The sequence below is a fragment of the Planctomycetota bacterium genome, assembly GCA_018242585.1.
Taxonomy (GTDB): domain Bacteria; phylum Planctomycetota; class Planctomycetia; order Pirellulales; family PNKZ01; genus JAFEBQ01.
The window spans coordinates 47,532-64,660 of record JAFEBQ010000029.1; the positions used below are offsets into that span (position 1 = coordinate 47,532).

Consider the following 17,129-nt stretch of genomic DNA (forward strand, 5'->3'; position numbering starts at 1 on the left):
CCGCGCCTTTTGGAAGTGCAATACTCGGCCGCGCCTAGCCGCACGCCACTTGCCAGCGACGCCTGCCATCGTCGATAACATGGCTCGCAATCCACCTCACCAACTTTGAATTCGCGGATATGGGAATCTCAGCGCAGCAAGTTCTCGACGGCCTGACCTCGCTTTCGATCATCGGCCAGGAAGACCTCGCCAAGCTCCGCAATGGGCTGACGTCGGCGCAACTGGCGGAAGACGCCGAAACGCTGCTCCGCTACCTGGTGCGCAAGGACAAGCTGTCCAAGTACCAGGCCGCCAAGCTGTACCAGGAGCGCGGCAAGGAACTGGTCTTTGGCAACTACGTGATCATCGACAGAATCGGCGTGGGGGGCATGGGCCGGGTCTATCAGGTCCGTCATGTGCCGACCTCGCAGGTCAGGGCCTTGAAGGTGCTGATCGCGCGCGGCGACGGCTCGTCGCGGGCCATTCAACGCTTTCTGCGGGAAGTCGAAGTCGCCTCGCAGCTCTCGCACCCGAACATTGTTACCGCTTACGAATCGGGCGAAGCGCAAGGCTTGCAGTATTTGGCGATGGAGTTCGTTGACGGCCAGGACCTTTCGACCACGGTCAAGCAACGCGGCCCGCTCCCGCTGAACGAGGCGATCAGCTACATCCTGCAAGCGGCGCGCGGCTTGGGCTTTGCGCACGGCAAAGGAATCGTGCATCGCGACGTCAAGCCAGCCAACTTGCTGCTCGATAAAAACGGCGTCGTCAAGATTCTCGACCTGGGAATCGCGCGCATTTACGCGACCGGTGACGATGAGCAGTCGACGGAATCAGAGGGCATCGCCCTGACGTACGAGGGCGAGATCATGGGCACGGCGGACTACATGGCGCCCGAGCAATCCAAGAATACGCATACGGCCGACGCTCGCGCCGATATCTATTCGCTGGGCTGCACGCTGTATCGACTGCTCACTGGCGCCATTCCCTACTCGGGCGACACGGCGGTTTTGAAAATCATGGCGCATCACATTCAGGCGGTGCCATCGTTGATTGCCGCCCGGCCCGAGATTCCCGTCGAGTTGGAAAGCATCTACCAGCAGATGCTCAAAAAGGACCTGACGCAGCGAACCCAGACGATGGACGAAGTGATTGCCGCGCTCGAACCGATCGCGGCCAAGCTTGCGGTGTAACGATGAGAGCAGTTCTCAGGAGGCTGTAGCGGGGGTGGCCCAGGTGCTTGCACCTGGGGGCCATTTACATTTAAAAGGGGATAAGTCCCATTTCGACGCTATGCGCGCGACGATGGACTCTTGCGCGGACGCCCGCGGGGATTCAACGTGTATTCCAGGCCCAGCCGCTTGGCCGTCCGCCGTTGCCACACGTCGCCGCCGAACGGTTGGCCACGCGCCACCGCCATCCGCAACGCCGCCAGTTCGCGGTCGGTCTGCGGCGTGTTCACGCGGCTTAACCAATTTCGCGGCCGGGGCACCGGCCAGGTCGCCAGGATCGGCGGATCGTCCAGGTGCTGACCGCCGGCGCGCTGGGCCAAACTACTCCACCGCCATTGCTCCGCACTGGACACCAAGTTGGCGCGGAGGGCGTTGCGCTCGACGTAACGCGCCACGACGTAAAAATGGTCGTCATCTTGCACGGGAAACGATTTATACGTTCCTTGGTACAAGTGCCCCTGACCCACGCTGTGTCGGTGCAGACGCCAACGACGAACGTGCGTCGTGGTCAGCCGCTGTAAGAACGTGCCCAGTTCCCCGTCGCCGTGGGGCCAGAGCAGCAGGTGCCAATGATTGGGCATGAGGCAGTAGGCGAGAATTCGCATCGACAAGCGATCTTGCGATTCGCGCATCACCCGCAAGAACGCCTCGTAGTCGCCGCCGCCTTCAAAGATTGCGCGTCGATCGTTGCCACGGTTCAGTACGTGGAACACCATCCCACCAGGGGCAACACGCGCGGCTCGGGGCATGGCTTTACGTTAGCAGTCCCGCTCCCTGACGTCAATAATGGGACTTATCCCCTTTTTCGCACCCATCCATCTCCCGGACTGCAATCCGTAGACATCGGTACCCCTTTGATGTAATAGTGGATGATCACTACATAGCCAAAACCAAACTATTAGCTTTATTCGCCGCCTAGCTCCGCCGAGCTAGCGATAAAGCTAGCGCGTATCGCGGGAATCGCTATACAGCGTGTTTGGTTGTTCAATCCGACAATCTCGGCATAAGGTTCGTGAAACACCGATACAGGTGTAGTCGTAACGGTGACATGAGCACCGTTTTTGGCAAACAAAACATTCCCTCCGCGCGTTCCCGAATGGAGAACACCTCCCTTTTCAATGAAGCCGACTGCATTCTCAGCTTTGTCAAGCAATCCTCGTTCGGAAATCCAATAGCCTAAGGAATCGCGTCGCTCGTAGCGCACGAACTGAACGACTTTGTCGATTCGCGTAAGATTTTGAGGCACGGTCACTGTCGCGCCTGTATCAGTAACAACAATCGCAAGAATGTTGCGGCACTCGCCGGTGAACTTGGGTACCGTGACTAACAGTTGTTCATCGGACAAAACCTTAAACTGAGACTCAACTAACTCGCACCTCGGATTTCCGATCATAAATACTGTGCGAGTGGATCTAAGGCCTTTGCCTCGAACCGTCACCTCCTGACCAACGCGGGAAGTATGTGGCTCAATCGAGGAAATTAGAGGAGGAGCGCGGCGCAATTGAGTTGGCCATTTGTCAGGCAGCGCGCCAGATATTAGACGACCTCCATGCCTCATGGAATCTGACCAAAACAGCTTTCGGTGTCCCGCGTCGATTGCAAAGCAAGTCGATTGACCTCGTGTTATTTGTTGAGCGTAACCCGGTGATTTAAGCCGTACGCATACAACGCCTCGTGCCATTTGGCAATACACCGCGTCTTGCTCCGCGACGTAGGTAATGTCCGCCGGGTACTTGGAACTCATTTCAGTTCCGCAATCAAGAAATACACTCCTCATCCCGCCGTCATAGCCTGCTTGTGAAAGCGATCCTTCGCCGTCGCGCCGAAACACTCGCTTATGTTGAATATCAATTCCAAACGACCCTCGCGTTTTGGTCAACCCGGTTATGCTCTCGACATTATCACCATTGAGATCACCGCGAAGAATCGCATTCTCATCATGCCAATAAATTTTCTTCTCAATTGAATCCGAGTACAGCGAGACACACGCCTTTAGCCCCGTGACAATGGGCCGGGCGTTCTTTCCATTAAGATCGGCCCGAAAAATTGATTGCCCCGGAGTGGGGCTATACGAGGTTCCAACCCAATAAACTGCGTCTAATTCTGGAGCAACGCACAGCGCTCGCGGGTACAACAACTCTTTGTTGTCTGAACCAGGATAGTGATCGAGTAAGGTCTCGGCATGAGAGCCATCGTAATTGGCCCGACAAAGCTTCCCGTTGTTGCCGCCACCTGTACATGCGAACCAATACACTTTCTGCTGCTCACGATCGAGCCCTATCTCTACAACGTGCAAGTCGGACCTAAAATCGTACTCAACGAGTGTCTTAGCAATTGTTGGATCGAGGGGTGGCTGCCACTCTACTGCCTCGTAGGTTTCAGGCCATTCATCGATCGGCAGTTCCGTGCCATCATTCAGTCGGAATGTTTTCCCTGCCTTTGGCACCTGCCCAGCCGCTTGTGCTGTGGGCCTTTGAGCATGAGCTTGCTCGGCGTTCAGTAACGCCCACAAGCCAGTCGCCACAACCGCAGCGCAGAATGAAAGTCTGATCAGCCAATGCCGTGCTGTTCTGCACATGAACATGATGTCACCTGGCGATTGCCCCAAGGAAATGAAACGAGCGACAAAAAACCGAGCCGCAATGCGTCGCGATGCACGAGGAGCCCGAGTGGGCTGGGCGATAGGACCACCCTCGTTCAATCAATTCCGAGGCAGACGTAAAATAATGAAGGCCTGCCCGCATACTGCACCAGTGCCGTCCTGCAATCTGGACAGATGACGCGCGATTTGCGAAGCTCGCGCCAAGTGTTGTACGCAACATAGCGGTCGCTGGTTCGCTGTCAAGAAAATCGCCACGATTACGATTCACATGACGGAACCAACTTCGTCCGCAACAATGCGCCGCTGGCTGCGGCGCCAACGACGCGCGCGATGAGTTGGCTTCACCCATCGATGGCATATCCGGTGAAGGCCGATCGGAGGGAGGTGAGCTGCAACGTGATCAAAACCGGCGCGGTCCACGCCAATCGCGCGGTGTTTAGCGTAGCGACCGACTAAAGCAGCTCTCAGAACACTGTCGCTTGGGTAGCCCAGGTGCTTGCACCTGGGTGGCCGAAGGCCACAAGAAACCTCGAGCGCCGTCTCGTACGGGTGGCGAGCTTCCATTGGGGTTACGCTTGCCCATCGAGTTTCTTGTTGCTGCGCAACACCGATGGCCAAGCCATCGGTGCCACCCAAGACGCTAGAACGTCGTGAGACGCGCTCTAATCGGAATCATGCTCACAATTCCTCGCATTGCGCCCGGCAAAACCGGCATCTTCGGGCCGATTTGTAAGCTACACTTGCGCGCGTGCGTGTGGGCTTACCGCTGGGGACGGCCGCCGTGCGCGAACCTTCGCGGATTTCCTTGGCCGAGGATGCGATGTCCCACGCGCAGCGCCGTATCACGCAACATGCCTCGTTGTTGGGCCTGATTCTCCACTGCCTTGACACCGTGGCCATCGTCGCCGGCCTGTACGCCGCGGCCTGGTATGCGGGCGTCACGGTCGAGCAGCATTGCTTGCTGGCGGCCGCGGCCGCGCTGATTGTGTTCAACCTGGCGTCCGAGGTGATCGGCCTGTACCGAAGCTGGCACGCCGCGCCGATGTTGCACGAGTTCCGCTGCGTGGCGCTGACCTGGTTGGCCACGTTTCCGGCGCTGCTGCTGGCGGGCTTCCTCACCGGCCAGCTTGCCGGCATCGAAGCCGCGCTCACCCAGCGCGGGGCGATTGCCTGGCTGTTGGTGACGCCGCTAGTGTTGGTGACGTTGCGCGGCAGTTGGCGGTTGTATCAAAGCTGGCAGCGCTGCCGCGGTCGCAATCTGCGCGGCCTGGCGATTGTCGGCGCGAACGAACTCGGCTTTCAGTTGGTGCGCAACATTCAGCGCGCCCCGTGGACGGGCGTGAAGCTGGAAGGCTTCTATGACGATCGGCCGGCGCATCGCCGCGTCGAGCTGCCCGCCGACGTGGGGGCGTGCGTGGGGAACATCGACCAGCTTGTGGCCGATGCTCAGCAGGGAAAGGTACACATGATCTTCATCACGCTGCCGCTGCGGGCCGAACGGCGCGTGCAGGCGGTGCTCAAAGCCTTGGCCGACACGACCGCCTCGGTCTACATCGTGCCGGACTTCTTTGTCTTTGATTTGCACCACGCTCGCTGGACCAACATCGGCGGGCTGCCGGCGGTGAGCGTTTCGGAGAACCCGTTCTATGGTGTCGACGGCGCGATCAAGCGGTTGCTCGACGTGATGGTGGGCTCGGCCATGCTCGCGGCCTTGGCGTTGCCGATGGCGCTCATCGCTTTGGCGATCAAGCTCACGTCGCGCGGGCCGGTGCTGTTCAAGCAAACACGCTATGGTCTGGATGGCCGGCCGATCGCGGTTTGGAAGTTTCGCAGCATGGGCACCGCGGACAATGGCCCGGTCGTCGTTCAGGCCACTAAGAACGACCCACGGGTGACGCAGCTGGGGGCGATCTTGCGACGGACGTCGCTCGACGAGCTGCCGCAACTGTTCAACGTGCTGCAAGGGACCATGTCACTGGTCGGCCCGCGCCCGCATGCGACGGCGCACAACGAGCTGTATCGCAAGCAGATCGACGGCTACATGCTGCGTCACAAGGTCAAGCCAGGCATTACCGGATTGGCCCAGGTGAACGGCTGGCGCGGCGAGACCGACACGTTCGAGAAAATGCAAAAGCGCGTCGAATGCGACCACGAGTATATTCGCAACTGGTCGCCGTGGCTCGATCTGAAGATTCTGGCCCGCACGGTGCTGACCGTGCTGGGGCGGCAGAACGCTTATTGAGGAAACGATAAAGTGGAAACGATAAACGATAAAGTGATACGGCAACTCGCGTGTTAACTCGCGGTCAACGAAGTCGCGAACAGGCATTTACTTTATCGTTTACACTTCATCGTTCATCGTTTCCTAGTATCCAAACTGCATGCCCGTCGTCGCGCCGTGCAGGATCAGCGAGTTCGCCGAGTGGACGCTTTGGATGTAGCCGTAGTCGGCGGCGAAGTACGGCAGTTGGTTGTCGGCCAGAGCGATGTTGCTGATGCCCACCGCGCGATAAGAGATGTACGCGCTGATTCGAGGTGTGATCTGGCACGACGTGCCGACGTCGACCTGGCCCAACAGGCTGACCGTGGGCTTGTAAGCCGACAGATCAAACCCGCCGGTGCCGCCGTCGGCGCATTCGCAGTGCAGGTGTGACTGCGACTGAATCGCGTTGCCGAACACGCCCACTTTGGGCATGGCGTACAAACGCCAGCGCGGCGTAATCAGGTATTGAATCCGCGCGCCGGTCTGGCCGCCGATCAGGTCGTTTCGCACGCTGACCTTGTAGTCGGCCACGTTGCCGCCGTCGTATTGGTCGAACGTGGTGCCGCCGATGGCCGAGCGATATTGAGTCGCTTCGCGAAAGTGGAACCAGCGGATGCCGGCAATGCCCAGCAGACTCCAGCGCGTGGTCGGTTCGATCTGCTGTTCGAGCCAGTTGACTTCCAGGTTCCAGGTCTCGTCGGTGCGGTTGATCTGCTGCTGGTGCGCGGCGTCGAAGTACAAGCTGGCCGGCCGATTGTCGATGATCACCGGGCCGCCGGTGTCGAAATCGACCGTGCTATAAATATTGTCCGGGCCGGTGTAGGTCTTGCTGGCGTGGAAGTTGTCGAGCATCCAGAACGAGCCTTCGATGGCCGAGGTCGGCCGCACGACGCGCCCCAGCCGCACTTCATAGCCCGGCCGGTACTGCTGGTCGACGCTGTCGCGAGTGTTCAGCACACCGGCGTTGATGTCGGGGTTCAGGTACGCCAAGTTTCGGCTGTTGACCTGTGAACGGGTCATGGCCAGCGCGCCGAGCGCGCCGAACCAACGCCCCGGTCGGCCACTCACGAAGGGATCGCCTTCGTACACTGGCGCTGGTTCTTCCACCGGGGCCGGATAGCTGGGGACCGGATCGTCCACCGGTGGCCCAGCGTCGAAGCCGCCAATCATCGGTGGCCCGTAAGCGCGAGGCGCAAAGCGGGGTATCCGGCCGCCGGGCAAGGGGAGCGATGGAAACGTGCCGCCGTCGAATGGTCCAGCACCGACGGGGCCGCCCATCATGGGGCCGGCTCCAACCGCCGGACCAGCATCGATGGTCGGACCAAGTGCCGCCGGGGCAGGCGCGGCGACAATCGGCCCTCCGCTGGAGGCCGGGCCGTAGGTTGGCGTCGGCACCATTGAGGGGGCGAGCGGAGCGCCGCCGGACACCGTGCCACCGACTGCGGGATCGCCCACCGAATAATCAATGTCGCTCGGCGCCCCATACGAGCCGCCATACATCATGCCGCGATGCCGGCGCAGCAGCGGCATCTTGGGCAACCTGACGCCCGAGCCCATTGCGCCGTACCCGTAGCCCGAGCCACCGTCGTAAGCCGGCCCGCCATAGGCGGGGCCGCTGGCGTAACCAACGCCGGGGTCGGCGGCCTCGGGGGCAGGATTCGCGTTTGCTGGCGCAACCGAGGGGCTGATCGGTGGCCCGACCGGAGCATTTGTCGTGTAGGGTGCGGCCCCGTTGTAAGGAAGAGCGCCGTAGAGTGGACCGCCAGCGTAGGGAGCTGTTGCGCTCCAAGGGGCCAGCGTGCCGCGCGGAACTGACTCGGCTGGCGGAATGGCGGCGCCACGGTTGTAAGGCGCGGCTGGCTGCTGTTGCCAAAGATTCGCGGCCGGCCCGCTGGGCGACATGAGAGGCGTGCGGCGCACGCCATAGCCGGGCATTGTCGGCGTGCTCGGCACGACTCCGCTGGGTGTGCCGAGAGGAACCACTTCCGTGTTCGGAGATGTCGGAATGCCAGCGTAGGGGGCATTCTGCCCGCCGCGCCACGGCGGCGCTATCGGCGGCGCGGCCAATGCGCCGCCGCTAAAACCTCCCGCGCCGTAGTTGCCATAGCCGACGCCCGGCGGGTAACTCGGCGCGGATGGCACGCCTTGAGCGCTCGCCGAGGCGGCGCACAGCGAAACCATCCCGAAGGCCAGCAACTTGCGCATGAGATTCACACGGGTCCGGTAGACGGGCAATCGAGACGTGACCGTCGCGCGACGGCGAACGGGCGGGCGAGCTAGCAGTTCGATGCGCGCACTCGATGAGCCAGGGCGCAGCGACCAGCGCTCCTCGTCTCTATCGGTTGTGCCGTTTCTGCGGCTTGAAGAAACTGCGCCTAGCTAGCACGCGGCGCGTTGGTGATGGCGGCCGCCGGAGCGGCCAGCGACTCTTTGACCGCGATGCCGCTCTGTTGCGCGGCAAGCAACTGCTCGATCAAGCGCGCGATGCGCACGGCCGCGACTTCGCAGGGAATGCCGCGCTGGTGGATGTTCGAGATCAGGTTCCGCCGCGCGTCGGTGTGCCCCGGCCGAGGTCGATAGGCCAGGTAAGCCGACAAGCTTTCGGCCGTCGCCAGCCCCGGACGTTCGCCGATCAGTAGCAGCACGACCTCGGGCTCGACGAGCGCGCCGATTTCGTTCATTAGCCCAACGCGGGCGTGACGGACGAAGCAGACGGGGCCAGTCGTCCAGCGGCGCGAGGTAAACTCGTTCATCAACGCGGGCAAGAGCGCCGGAATCTGCCGCCGCACGGCCGCCGCCGACAATCCGTCGCCGATTACTACTTGAATGGTCGCACCGCGCTGGCAATGTTCGACAAGGAGCGTTCGGCCAGATTCGCTCAGGCTTCGCCCCAGGTCGGGTCGCAACAGATATTCGTGCTTGGTTCTGGCGGCGCTCGACACCTCGAACAGCCCGAATCGCTCGCTCAGTTCGCCGCCGAAATCGCGGGCAATGTCGATCTCGTCGCGCACCGCGTCGAGGGCCGCGGCATGGTCCTCGCGCAATTCGAGCTGCACTGTCGAAGGATACGACGTGCCACTCGAACCGGTGAAGATTCGCGCCGGTGTCCGCGCACCCAAATCCGCGGGCAGCTCGATCGCCCTGCTGGCCCGAATGGCTGACGATGGCACGGCAGGCGGCGTAGTGGTTAACGCGGGCAGGTTCGCCGGCTCGCGTCCGGCCACGACCGATTCGATGGTCGCCAGCCACGGCCGTCGATTCCGATCATCGGGCAACAACCGTCGTCCGTCGCGCATCAGGCCACGCGCTTCGAGCCAGGCTTCAAACTCGGGCGCGGGGCGCAAGCCGAACAATTCGCGCATCGCGGCCGTGTCGTGAAAGCTAGTCGATTGGTAGTGGAGCATCACGTCGTCGGCGCAGGGCACCCCCATGAAGTAGTTGCAGCCCGCGGCCGTCAGCAACGCCAGCAAGTTGTCGGCCGAGTTCTGGTCGGCGGCGGCGTGGTTGGTGTAACAGACGTCGCAGCCCATCGGCAGCCCGAGTAGCTTGCCCATGAAGTGGTCTTCAAGGCCGGCGCGGGTGATCTGTCGCTCGTCGTACAGGTATTCCGGCCCGATGAAGCCCACGACCGTGTTGACCAGCAGCGGCGAGAACTCGCGGGCGATTCCATAGGCCCGGGCTTCGAGCGTCACCTGATCGACGCCCTGATGCGCGCCGGCCGACAGGGCGCTTCCTTGCCCGGTCTCGAAGTACATCACGTCCTCGCCGACCCAGGGAATGCCGCGGCGACGATGCTCTTCGAGCACGCGCTCGCGCCCTTCGCCAAGCAGCGCCAGGTTCACGCCGAAGCTGTCGTTGGCACCCTGCGTGCCGGCGATCGACTGGAACAGCAAATCGACCGGCGCGCCGCGTTCGAGGCAAGCCAGTTGCGTGCTGATGTGCGCCAGGCAACAGGCTTGTGTCGGCACGCCGAGTGTCGTAATCAGCCGGTCAAGCCCGCGCAGCACGGCTTCGACCGAGTCGACTGATTCAGCGGCCGGATTGACGCCAATCACGGCGTCGCCACAACCAAACAGCAGACCATCGACCGCCGACAGTAAAATACCCGCCAGATCATCGGCCGGATGGTTCGGCTGCACGCGGACGGCCAGCACGCCGCGCTGGCCCAACGTGTTGCGCAGTCGGCTGACATTGCGGATGCGTGAAGCCGCCAGGATCAAATCCTGGTTGCTCATCAACTTGGCGACGGCCGCGGCCATCTCGGGCGTGATGGCCCGTTGCAGGTTGCATATCTCGGCACTGTCGGCCGGCGACGCGAGGATCAGGTTGCGGAACTCGCCGACCGTCAGCGTGCGAATGGCGGCGAAGGCCCGCTGGTCGTAGCGGTCAAGGATCAGCCGGCTGACTTCATCGCCATCGGGGGCGACAACCGGCTGGTCGACGAACGTGTGCAACGGCACATCGGCCAGGGCCCAGCGGGCGGCCACTCGTTCGCGCTGGCTAGTGGCCGCCAGCCCGGCCAACTGGTCGCCGGACTTTTCCTCGTTGGCTTTGGCCAGCAACTCGCGCAAATCGGCAAAGTGAAACCGCTGGCCGCGAATCACTGCCTGGTACGACACGGTTGATTCCTCGGATGGTCCCAGAGTGTGAAACCACTGGGCTGGTGTTACGCGCGCGGCGCGGCAAGTTACTTCAAGGCTTCGCGGCGCAGGTGGCCGAGTTCGGGAATGATCAGCTTGTCCATCGCCAGCGCCACGCCGTTCGGCGAGCCAGGCATGGTCAACACGATGGTCTGGTGGATCAAGCCGCCGACGGCGCGGCTGAGCATGGCGGCCGCGCCGACTTGTTCAAAGCTGAGCATTCTCAGCAACTCGCCGTAGCCGGGAAGCGGCTTGGTGAGCAACTGGCTGACAGTCTCGCAAGTCTGATCACGCGAGCCGAGACCAGTGCCGCCGGTCATCAAGATGGCGTCGACGTCGTCGCGCGCGACCAGTTGCAACAACAAAGCGCGCATCGGCCCGGGCTCGTCGCGAGTGATATGTCGACAAGCGATCGGGTGTCCATTGTCGGTCAGTCGCTCGACAATGGCCGCACCGCCGGTGTCGTTATCGAGCGTGCGCGTGTCGCTGACGGTAATGATCGCACAGCGCACCTGGCGCGGCGCTTCGGCCCGGTGGGCTTGGGTGGAACTGCTCATGGCGGTTGCCTGGGTGGGGTGGTGATTTGGAGGCGGAACTTCGCCCGGTCCCTGGGCGTCCAATCTAGCGGATCGTCGTCCGGCCCGCGGCCCAGGCTGCGCGGTGCAATTGTTACGAGCCGCAGAGCCTGAAAAACCGGGCCGATGTCACGATTTGGCCCCGGAAAACCAGGGGGCTGCCGGAACGGCGCATTGCCGAGCCGGCGAAAACCTCCGTATATTAGAAAGAGTTGCGTGCCGGTGCCAACCAGGGGCCGGCCGCGACGGTTCGATGGCATCCGTGCTTGCCGGCCGCCGCGGGGGGCGACCTTTTCTGGCACACCATCAGCGGGAGATGGTCCCGAGGGACCAGCGTCCGATGAGTCTTAAGCGATATTCGCCGAGCGACGCCCGAGGGCGGTGGTGTTACGGTGCGCTGGCGGCGTGCTTGATGCTGCTGCCGACCTCGCTCGAGGCGGCCGAGCATTACGTGCTGCAACTTGCCAGTGGTGGCCGGCTGGAAGGGGAACTGCTCAATCCGACCGAAGCGCCGCGGACCAAGTATCAGCTTCGCCTGGCTGACGGCAGCGAGCTGACCTTCGACCGGGAACAGGTGCGCGAAGCCACCAAGCTGCGCCCCGAGGAACTCGAATACCAGAAGATCCTGCACCAGTTTCCCGACACGGCCGAGGGGCACTGGAAGTTGTCGGAATGGTGCCGCGAGCACAACTTGTACGATATTCGCAAGAAGCATCTCGAGCGGATCATCGAACTCGACACCGATCACGCCGATGCCCGGCGGCTGTTGGGCTATTCCAAGGTTGACGGCGCGTGGAAGACGCAAGCCCAGATCATGACCGAGCGGGGCTATGTCGAATACAAAGGCAAGTGGCGATTGCGTCAGGAAGTCGAGATCGCCGAGGAAGCGCGCAAGCAAGAGTTGGCCGAAAAGGCCTGGGCCACCACGCTGAAGCGGTGGCGCGAATGGCTGGACGTGCCTGACCGACAGAACGAAGCCCGCCGCAAGTTTGGCGACGTTTCCGATCCGGCGGCCATTCCGGCGCTGAAGCGGATGTTCGAGCAGGAGCGTCTGGAAGCGGTGCGGAACATGTACGTCGACGCGCTGGCCCGGATGAATCACCCGCTGGCTTGGCAGATGTTGGCCGAATATTCGCTGCTGGACCCGTCGCCTGAAGTGCGGGCCAATTGCCTGGATTTGCTCGACGATCAGCCGCGACCTTCGATCGTGTCGTTTTTTATCAGTCGGCTGAATGGTAAATACGACAATACGATCGTCAACCGGGCGGCGTTGGGCTTGAAGCGGATGAAAGACACGACGTCCATGGGGCCGTTGATCGAGGCGCTGAACACAACGCACACTTATCAGGTTTCGGCCGGCGCGGCGGGGCAGTATTCGGCGTCGTTCGGCCCGAACGGCGGCGGATTCGCCATGAATAATAACCAGCCCAAGTCACAGACCGTCATGCTGAACAACGAAGCCGTGCTCGACGCGCTGTTGACCATGAGCAATGGCGTGAACTTCAACTATGACAAAGGCGCCTGGAAGCGCTGGTTTGAAACCCAACGCCGCACGTCCAAGCTCGACGCCCGACGAGGAACCTGACGCCGAGGGGGATTTAGCCACGGAGACACTGAGGCACGGAGTAGATGTGAATGACCAATGTTCAAGCACCAATGACCAATAATGCGAAGGAGCCGGCTATCCTTTATTGGTCATTGGGATTTGGACATTGAGGCTTAGCTTCCCTACTTTCTCCTCTTCCTTCTCCGTGCCACCCTCCGTGTCTCTGTGCCTCCGTGGCAAATCAGCTCAGCAAAAGAAAAAGCTCGGCATCCTTCCGCCAGGATGCCGAGCTTCGTTTGTTTTTCAGGCTTGCTCGTGGTTGCGGCTTACCGGTGGTAGCCGAGCGACTTGATCACTTCGAGCATCTCTTCGTACGTGACGAACCGGCGCCGGTGCATCAGCTTGTAGTTGTCGATGGCGTTGCCGAGTTCCTGGGCATCTGGCGAGAGCTCGGCGTGGCTGTCGGCGAACTGCCGACGTTCGCGACCACTCAACGGCAGCGAAGGGCCACCGTGGCGGCGTTCGATAAAGGGCTTGGCCGACGTGTTCGAGGCCATCGACATAGGCATACTCCTCTGCAAAGTAAGTTCCGTGACCCCCGCGGGTCTGCTGCTGGTGGCCCGATCGTCGGGATTGCCCCGTTGAGGAGGCAAGTTCCACCAGGAAACCTTACGACGCAGTTAGCCCCCGGTCAAAACGACGGCCGCCAAGTCGCGGCCTTTCACACGGCGGCAGTTTAACGGTTGTAACGACCGAGCCTGAGCCGTCGACTTGGGGGCTGGTAACGGCCCGCTTAGAGCAATTCTCAGAACACTGTAGCATGGGTGGCCCCAGGTGCTTGCACCTGGGTGGCCGAAGGCCACAAGAAACCTCGAGCGCCGTCCCGCGCGAGTGGCAAGTTTCTACTTGGGTTACGCGTGCCCATCGAGTTTCTTGTTGCTGCGCAACACCGATGGCTAAGCCATCGGCGCCACCCAAGACGCTAGAACGTCGTGAGGCACGCTTAGCGACGCTGCGAGAGTTCGGTCAGCAGCGTCTGGCTGGCCACGTGGGCCGGCTCGAGTTGCAGGGCTTGTTCGAGCGACGCTCGGGCCGAGATGCTTTGGCCGCTGGCGGCCTGAGCCTGGGCCAGGTGATAACAGATTTCCGCCGACGCCGGCCCGCGGTCGCGCGCCTGGGCCAGGCGTTCCGCCGCGTCGTTGTTGCGCCCCATGGCTGACAGGGCGAGCCCTTCGAGTAACAGCACCCGTTGCGGTTCATCGCCAGGAGAGTAGGTGTCGACCACCTCGTGCAACGTGACGAGCGCCTGTTGCGGCTGGCCGAGTTGACGGTAGGTTTCCGCCACGTCGATCAGCAACTCGCGATCGTGCGGGTCATAGCTGACCGCGCGATGAAAACCGGCTAGGGCTTGGCGCAGGTTGCCGCGCCGAGCGGCGATCTGGCCGCGCAATCGCCACGCGCCGGGTGACTTGCTGTTCAGTCGAATCGCCTGGTCGGCTTCGCTGGACGCGATCTCGATATCGTTCATGGCCAAGTGCATCTGGCCAGCGCGGACGTGCAGCGATTCGTTGTCGGGGGCGAGCTTCAAGGCGGCGTCGATCTGCTCGACGGCACCAGGTTGCTTGCCGTTTTGCCAGAGGCTTTCGGCATAGTGCTGACGCGCTTCGACGTCGCTGGGACAGACATCAACCGCGCGGGCCAAGATTTGCTGCGCCGTCTGGCGATCGCCCCGCTCCATGGCGCTGAGTCCGCGGTGGGACAACTGGCGCGAGGTGGCCAGGTCTTTTGACACGGGACCGTCCATGCCCGGCAGCCGGCAACCCGCCACGAGCGCTAAGGCGACGCAAACGGCCACGGCGGCGATCGCGGGGCGATTTGTTGTGCGCGAGCGGCGCATAAGTCGGCTATCCAATGGGCATTAGAGCGGGCCGGTTGGGGCGGGCATGGTACCGACGGCGGCCTGATCGTCACAAGATCAGCTTGCTGCCGCCCCCCAGGGATAGCACCCCAAAAAGTTCGTCATTTTTTGCTTCCTGGGTGACTGTCCCCGGCGATTTGCTAGACTTAAGTTGTCGTTTCGATTGCTCGGGCCGGCCCCAAGCCGGGGGGAGCGAACCGGCGGCCTGCGTGAGCCGTACGGGAAGAACGCCCCGCGAGGCGCGGCCTGAGCAGCTTTTGAAACCGAACGGGTGATGACTCGTTTCGCGATCTTTCACAAGGAATTCGTGCCATGCCAGCCGTCTATGACAAGCTCGGAATTCGATTTCTCTATCCCGAGAACTGGCAACTGGACGAGACCGATATGATCGAGGGTAACAACTCGGTCACGGTGTACGGTCCCGATGGGACGTTCTGGACCATTCTGGCCCATCCCGCCGGGCTCGAGCAGCAAGACCTGATCGAGGCCGCGCTCGAAGCGATGCACGAAGAGTACACCGATCTGGACGAAGAGCCGTATCACGACGTGGTCGGCGGCAAGGAAGTCTGGGGCGCTGACCTGAACTTTTACTGCCTCGACCTGACCAACACCGCCTGGCTGCGCAGCTATGCGACCGACGAGGGAACCTACCTGGTGTTGTGCCAGGGGGAAGACCGCGCGTTCGAGCGCGTGGCGGGCGTGTTCGACGGGATGCTGCAGAGCTTGCTGGCGCCGAGCGCCGAGTGCAAGAAGTTGGTCGATGATGCGGCCCAGATGGCCGGCGAAGTGATTGACGAATAAGCGAGACGCTTGCGTCTCAGCATTGAACTAACACAAGCCCAGGGGGTAGCCCTCCCTGGGTTTTTTATTTGAGACGTGGAGAGGCGGAAACCCGAATGACGAATGACCAAGCACCAATGTCCAATGTCCAATGTCCAAACGGACAGACGCTCGATCGTTGGTCATTGGGATTTGGTCATTGGTCATTCATAATTAGGATCCCATCCTCCGTGTAGTCCTCCATGCCTCTGTGTCTCCGTGGCAAATCCCCTCGCCGGCGGCTATTTGACGCCCCGGCGGTATTTGGTGCCGGGCCAGTATTGCTCGATCTTGCGGCGCAGGAACGCCACGCTGGCCCGCATCTGTTCCATGCCGTCAACGCCGTCTTCGATCGAAATCCAGCCGTTGAACTTTTCGGCGGCCAAGATGCCGAAGATCGCGTCGTAGTCGTTCAGCCCCTTGCCGATCTCGCCGTGACGCAGTCGCTTGGCGTAGCCGACGCTGTCCTCTTCGCGGCGCAGGTCTTCGATCGTCCCTTCGGCCAGGTAGCGGTCGCTGGCGTGCATCGTCACGACGCGATGCTTCACGCGCCGCAGCAGTTCGACCGGATCTTCGCCGGCCAGGTAGGTGTTGCTGGGGTCGTAGTTCACGCCGAAGTTCGGCGAGTGAACCTTGTCGACCAGATCGCAGAAGACATCCATCTTCTGGGCGAACTCGGGCCACTGCCAGTAGTTGTCCTTGTAGTGGTTCTCGATGATCAGCGTCACGCCGCGAGACCGGGCCAGCGGCAGGCACGCTTCGATGCACTCGGCCGCGTAACGAATACCATCGGCGCGGCTCACTTCGGGGCGGCGCTGACCGCTGAGGACGCGGCAGTATTGCCCGCCGAGTGCGGCGGTCATTTCGATCCAGCCTTCTTCGAGCTTCACTTGCTCGGCGCGGAACTTGGGATCGGGATGCGTGAAGTCCGGCGAGCAGCACAACATCGGGATCGTCAGCCCGGCGTCCTCGGCCTGACGCCGGGCGACCGACCACTGGCTGGGTTCGCGCAGATCGAGCATGCCGGCGTACATCTCCAGTCCGTCCACGTCCAGGGTGGCGGCCAGGTCGATCCACTCGGCCAGGCTCATCGAGCCATCGACGACCAATTGGTCCATGTACGCTTTGGGAAAGGCGGCAAGTTTGGGCATAAGAAGTTGCTAGTTGCGTGTTGCTAGTTGCTAGTGGAAGACGCGGACGGCTCGGCGCCGTCGCGCGACAGAATTGATTTGGCCAAGCCGCGTAGCACGCGACCGACTTCGCCGATGGCGTCGAGTGTTTGGCTCTGAGCATCCGTGGCAAGGTAGTTCAAACGGCTGGCGATTAGCACTTGCGTTTCCAATTCCGAAAGGGAGCCGATCGCGATCTGTAAGAAGCGGGCAAAATCGCGGCTGCTATAGCGACCGTGTCCTTCGGCAATGTTGGAAGGAATCGAAACCGCTGCCCGGCGCATTTGCATCGTCAGACCAAATCGCTCATCGCTGGGAAAGTCACGAGTCACGCGGTAAACCAATTCGACGAGGTCCATCCCCTTTTGCCAGGCCACCAGATCCTG

13 protein-coding genes are annotated in these 17,129 nt (G+C 61.8%); 4 read left to right on the forward strand and 9 right to left on the reverse strand.

From position 1 onward, the window contains the following. Positions 1 to 119: 119 nt before the first annotated feature. Positions 120 to 1,172, forward strand: a complete 1,053-nt coding sequence (locus tag JSS27_14905; protein MBS0210232.1) for a serine/threonine protein kinase — start codon at positions 120 to 122, stop codon at positions 1,170 to 1,172. Between the two features lie 98 nt (positions 1,173 to 1,270). Here JSS27_14905 and JSS27_14910 read toward each other — a convergent pair whose 3' ends face one another. Further along, positions 1,271 to 1,960 carry a transposase gene (locus JSS27_14910; GenBank protein MBS0210233.1) on the reverse strand — a complete coding sequence of 230 codons (690 nt, stop codon included), beginning with the start codon at positions 1,958 to 1,960 and terminating at the stop codon, positions 1,271 to 1,273. 155 nt (positions 1,961 to 2,115) lie between these two features. Next, positions 2,116 to 3,795 carry an IPT/TIG domain-containing protein gene (locus tag JSS27_14915; GenBank protein MBS0210234.1) on the reverse strand — a complete coding sequence of 560 codons (1,680 nt, stop codon included), beginning with the start codon at positions 3,793 to 3,795 and terminating at the stop codon, positions 2,116 to 2,118. An 838-nt stretch (positions 3,796 to 4,633) separates the two neighbouring features. Between JSS27_14915 and JSS27_14920 the strand changes: the two genes are divergently transcribed. After that, on the forward strand, positions 4,634 to 6,055 hold the full coding sequence (locus JSS27_14920) for an undecaprenyl-phosphate glucose phosphotransferase (protein ID MBS0210235.1): 1,422 nt from the start codon (positions 4,634 to 4,636) through the stop codon (positions 6,053 to 6,055). Between the two features lie 123 nt (positions 6,056 to 6,178). Here the strand turns inward: JSS27_14920 and JSS27_14925 are convergent, their stop codons facing one another. The 3 genes from JSS27_14925 to JSS27_14935 form a co-directional block, all read right to left on the reverse strand. Beyond that, positions 6,179 to 8,281 carry a hypothetical protein gene (locus JSS27_14925; GenBank protein MBS0210236.1) on the reverse strand — a complete coding sequence of 701 codons (2,103 nt, stop codon included), beginning with the start codon at positions 8,279 to 8,281 and terminating at the stop codon, positions 6,179 to 6,181. Positions 8,282 to 8,451: 170 nt separating this feature from the next. Beyond that, positions 8,452 to 10,695 (reverse strand): ethanolamine ammonia-lyase subunit EutC, encoded by a 2,244-nt coding sequence (gene eutC, locus JSS27_14930; protein MBS0210237.1) that lies wholly within the window; start codon positions 10,693 to 10,695, stop codon positions 8,452 to 8,454. Positions 10,696 to 10,763: 68 nt separating this feature from the next. Further along, positions 10,764 to 11,273 (reverse strand): MogA/MoaB family molybdenum cofactor biosynthesis protein, encoded by a 510-nt coding sequence (locus tag JSS27_14935; protein ID MBS0210238.1) that lies wholly within the window; start codon positions 11,271 to 11,273, stop codon positions 10,764 to 10,766. 358 nt (positions 11,274 to 11,631) lie between these two features. Between JSS27_14935 and JSS27_14940 the strand changes: the two genes are divergently transcribed. After that, positions 11,632 to 12,876: a HEAT repeat domain-containing protein gene (locus JSS27_14940; GenBank protein MBS0210239.1), complete on the forward strand. Its 1,245-nt coding sequence runs from the start codon at positions 11,632 to 11,634 to the stop codon at positions 12,874 to 12,876. 287 nt (positions 12,877 to 13,163) lie between these two features. Here JSS27_14940 and JSS27_14945 read toward each other — a convergent pair whose 3' ends face one another. Beyond that, positions 13,164 to 13,394: a hypothetical protein gene (locus JSS27_14945; protein ID MBS0210240.1), complete on the reverse strand. Its 231-nt coding sequence runs from the start codon at positions 13,392 to 13,394 to the stop codon at positions 13,164 to 13,166. A gap of 446 nt (positions 13,395 to 13,840) precedes the next feature. Next, positions 13,841 to 14,734: a tetratricopeptide repeat protein gene (locus JSS27_14950; protein MBS0210241.1), complete on the reverse strand. Its 894-nt coding sequence runs from the start codon at positions 14,732 to 14,734 to the stop codon at positions 13,841 to 13,843. 333 nt (positions 14,735 to 15,067) lie between these two features. Here JSS27_14950 and JSS27_14955 point away from each other — a divergent pair, with 333 nt between their 5' ends. After that, complete coding sequence (locus JSS27_14955) at positions 15,068 to 15,556, forward strand: hypothetical protein (GenBank protein MBS0210242.1); 489 nt, start codon at positions 15,068 to 15,070, stop codon at positions 15,554 to 15,556. 260 nt (positions 15,557 to 15,816) lie between these two features. On the opposite strand, the gene JSS27_14960 is transcribed toward JSS27_14955, so the two are convergent. Both JSS27_14960 and JSS27_14965 read right to left on the reverse strand, forming a co-directional pair. Further along, positions 15,817 to 16,725: a sugar phosphate isomerase/epimerase gene (locus JSS27_14960; protein ID MBS0210243.1), complete on the reverse strand. Its 909-nt coding sequence runs from the start codon at positions 16,723 to 16,725 to the stop codon at positions 15,817 to 15,819. Positions 16,726 to 16,748: 23 nt separating this feature from the next. After that, on the reverse strand, positions 16,749 to 17,102 hold the full coding sequence (locus tag JSS27_14965) for a four helix bundle protein (protein MBS0210244.1): 354 nt from the start codon (positions 17,100 to 17,102) through the stop codon (positions 16,749 to 16,751). Positions 17,103 to 17,129 lie beyond the last annotated feature (27 nt).

What these genes read in the sequence shown, in the direction of transcription:
- JSS27_14905 (MBS0210232.1), top strand. Translation starts at nt 120, where the DNA reads ATGGGAATCTCAGCGCAGCAAGTTCTCGACGGCCTGACCTCGCTTTCG.
- JSS27_14910 (MBS0210233.1), bottom strand. Translation starts at nt 1,960, where the DNA reads ATGCCCCGAGCCGCGCGTGTTGCCCCTGGTGGGATGGTGTTCCACGTA.
- JSS27_14915 (MBS0210234.1), bottom strand. Translation starts at nt 3,795, where the DNA reads ATGTTCATGTGCAGAACAGCACGGCATTGGCTGATCAGACTTTCATTC.
- JSS27_14920 (MBS0210235.1), top strand. Translation starts at nt 4,634, where the DNA reads ATGTCCCACGCGCAGCGCCGTATCACGCAACATGCCTCGTTGTTGGGC.
- JSS27_14925 (MBS0210236.1), bottom strand. Translation starts at nt 8,281, where the DNA reads ATGCGCAAGTTGCTGGCCTTCGGGATGGTTTCGCTGTGCGCCGCCTCG.
- JSS27_14935 (MBS0210238.1), bottom strand. Translation starts at nt 11,273, where the DNA reads ATGAGCAGTTCCACCCAAGCCCACCGGGCCGAAGCGCCGCGCCAGGTG.
- JSS27_14940 (MBS0210239.1), top strand. Translation starts at nt 11,632, where the DNA reads ATGAGTCTTAAGCGATATTCGCCGAGCGACGCCCGAGGGCGGTGGTGT.
- JSS27_14945 (MBS0210240.1), bottom strand. Translation starts at nt 13,394, where the DNA reads ATGGCCTCGAACACGTCGGCCAAGCCCTTTATCGAACGCCGCCACGGT.
- JSS27_14950 (MBS0210241.1), bottom strand. Translation starts at nt 14,734, where the DNA reads ATGCGCCGCTCGCGCACAACAAATCGCCCCGCGATCGCCGCCGTGGCC.
- JSS27_14955 (MBS0210242.1), top strand. Translation starts at nt 15,068, where the DNA reads ATGCCAGCCGTCTATGACAAGCTCGGAATTCGATTTCTCTATCCCGAG.
- JSS27_14960 (MBS0210243.1), bottom strand. Translation starts at nt 16,725, where the DNA reads ATGCCCAAACTTGCCGCCTTTCCCAAAGCGTACATGGACCAATTGGTC.
- JSS27_14965 (MBS0210244.1), bottom strand. Translation starts at nt 17,102, where the DNA reads ATGGACCTCGTCGAATTGGTTTACCGCGTGACTCGTGACTTTCCCAGC.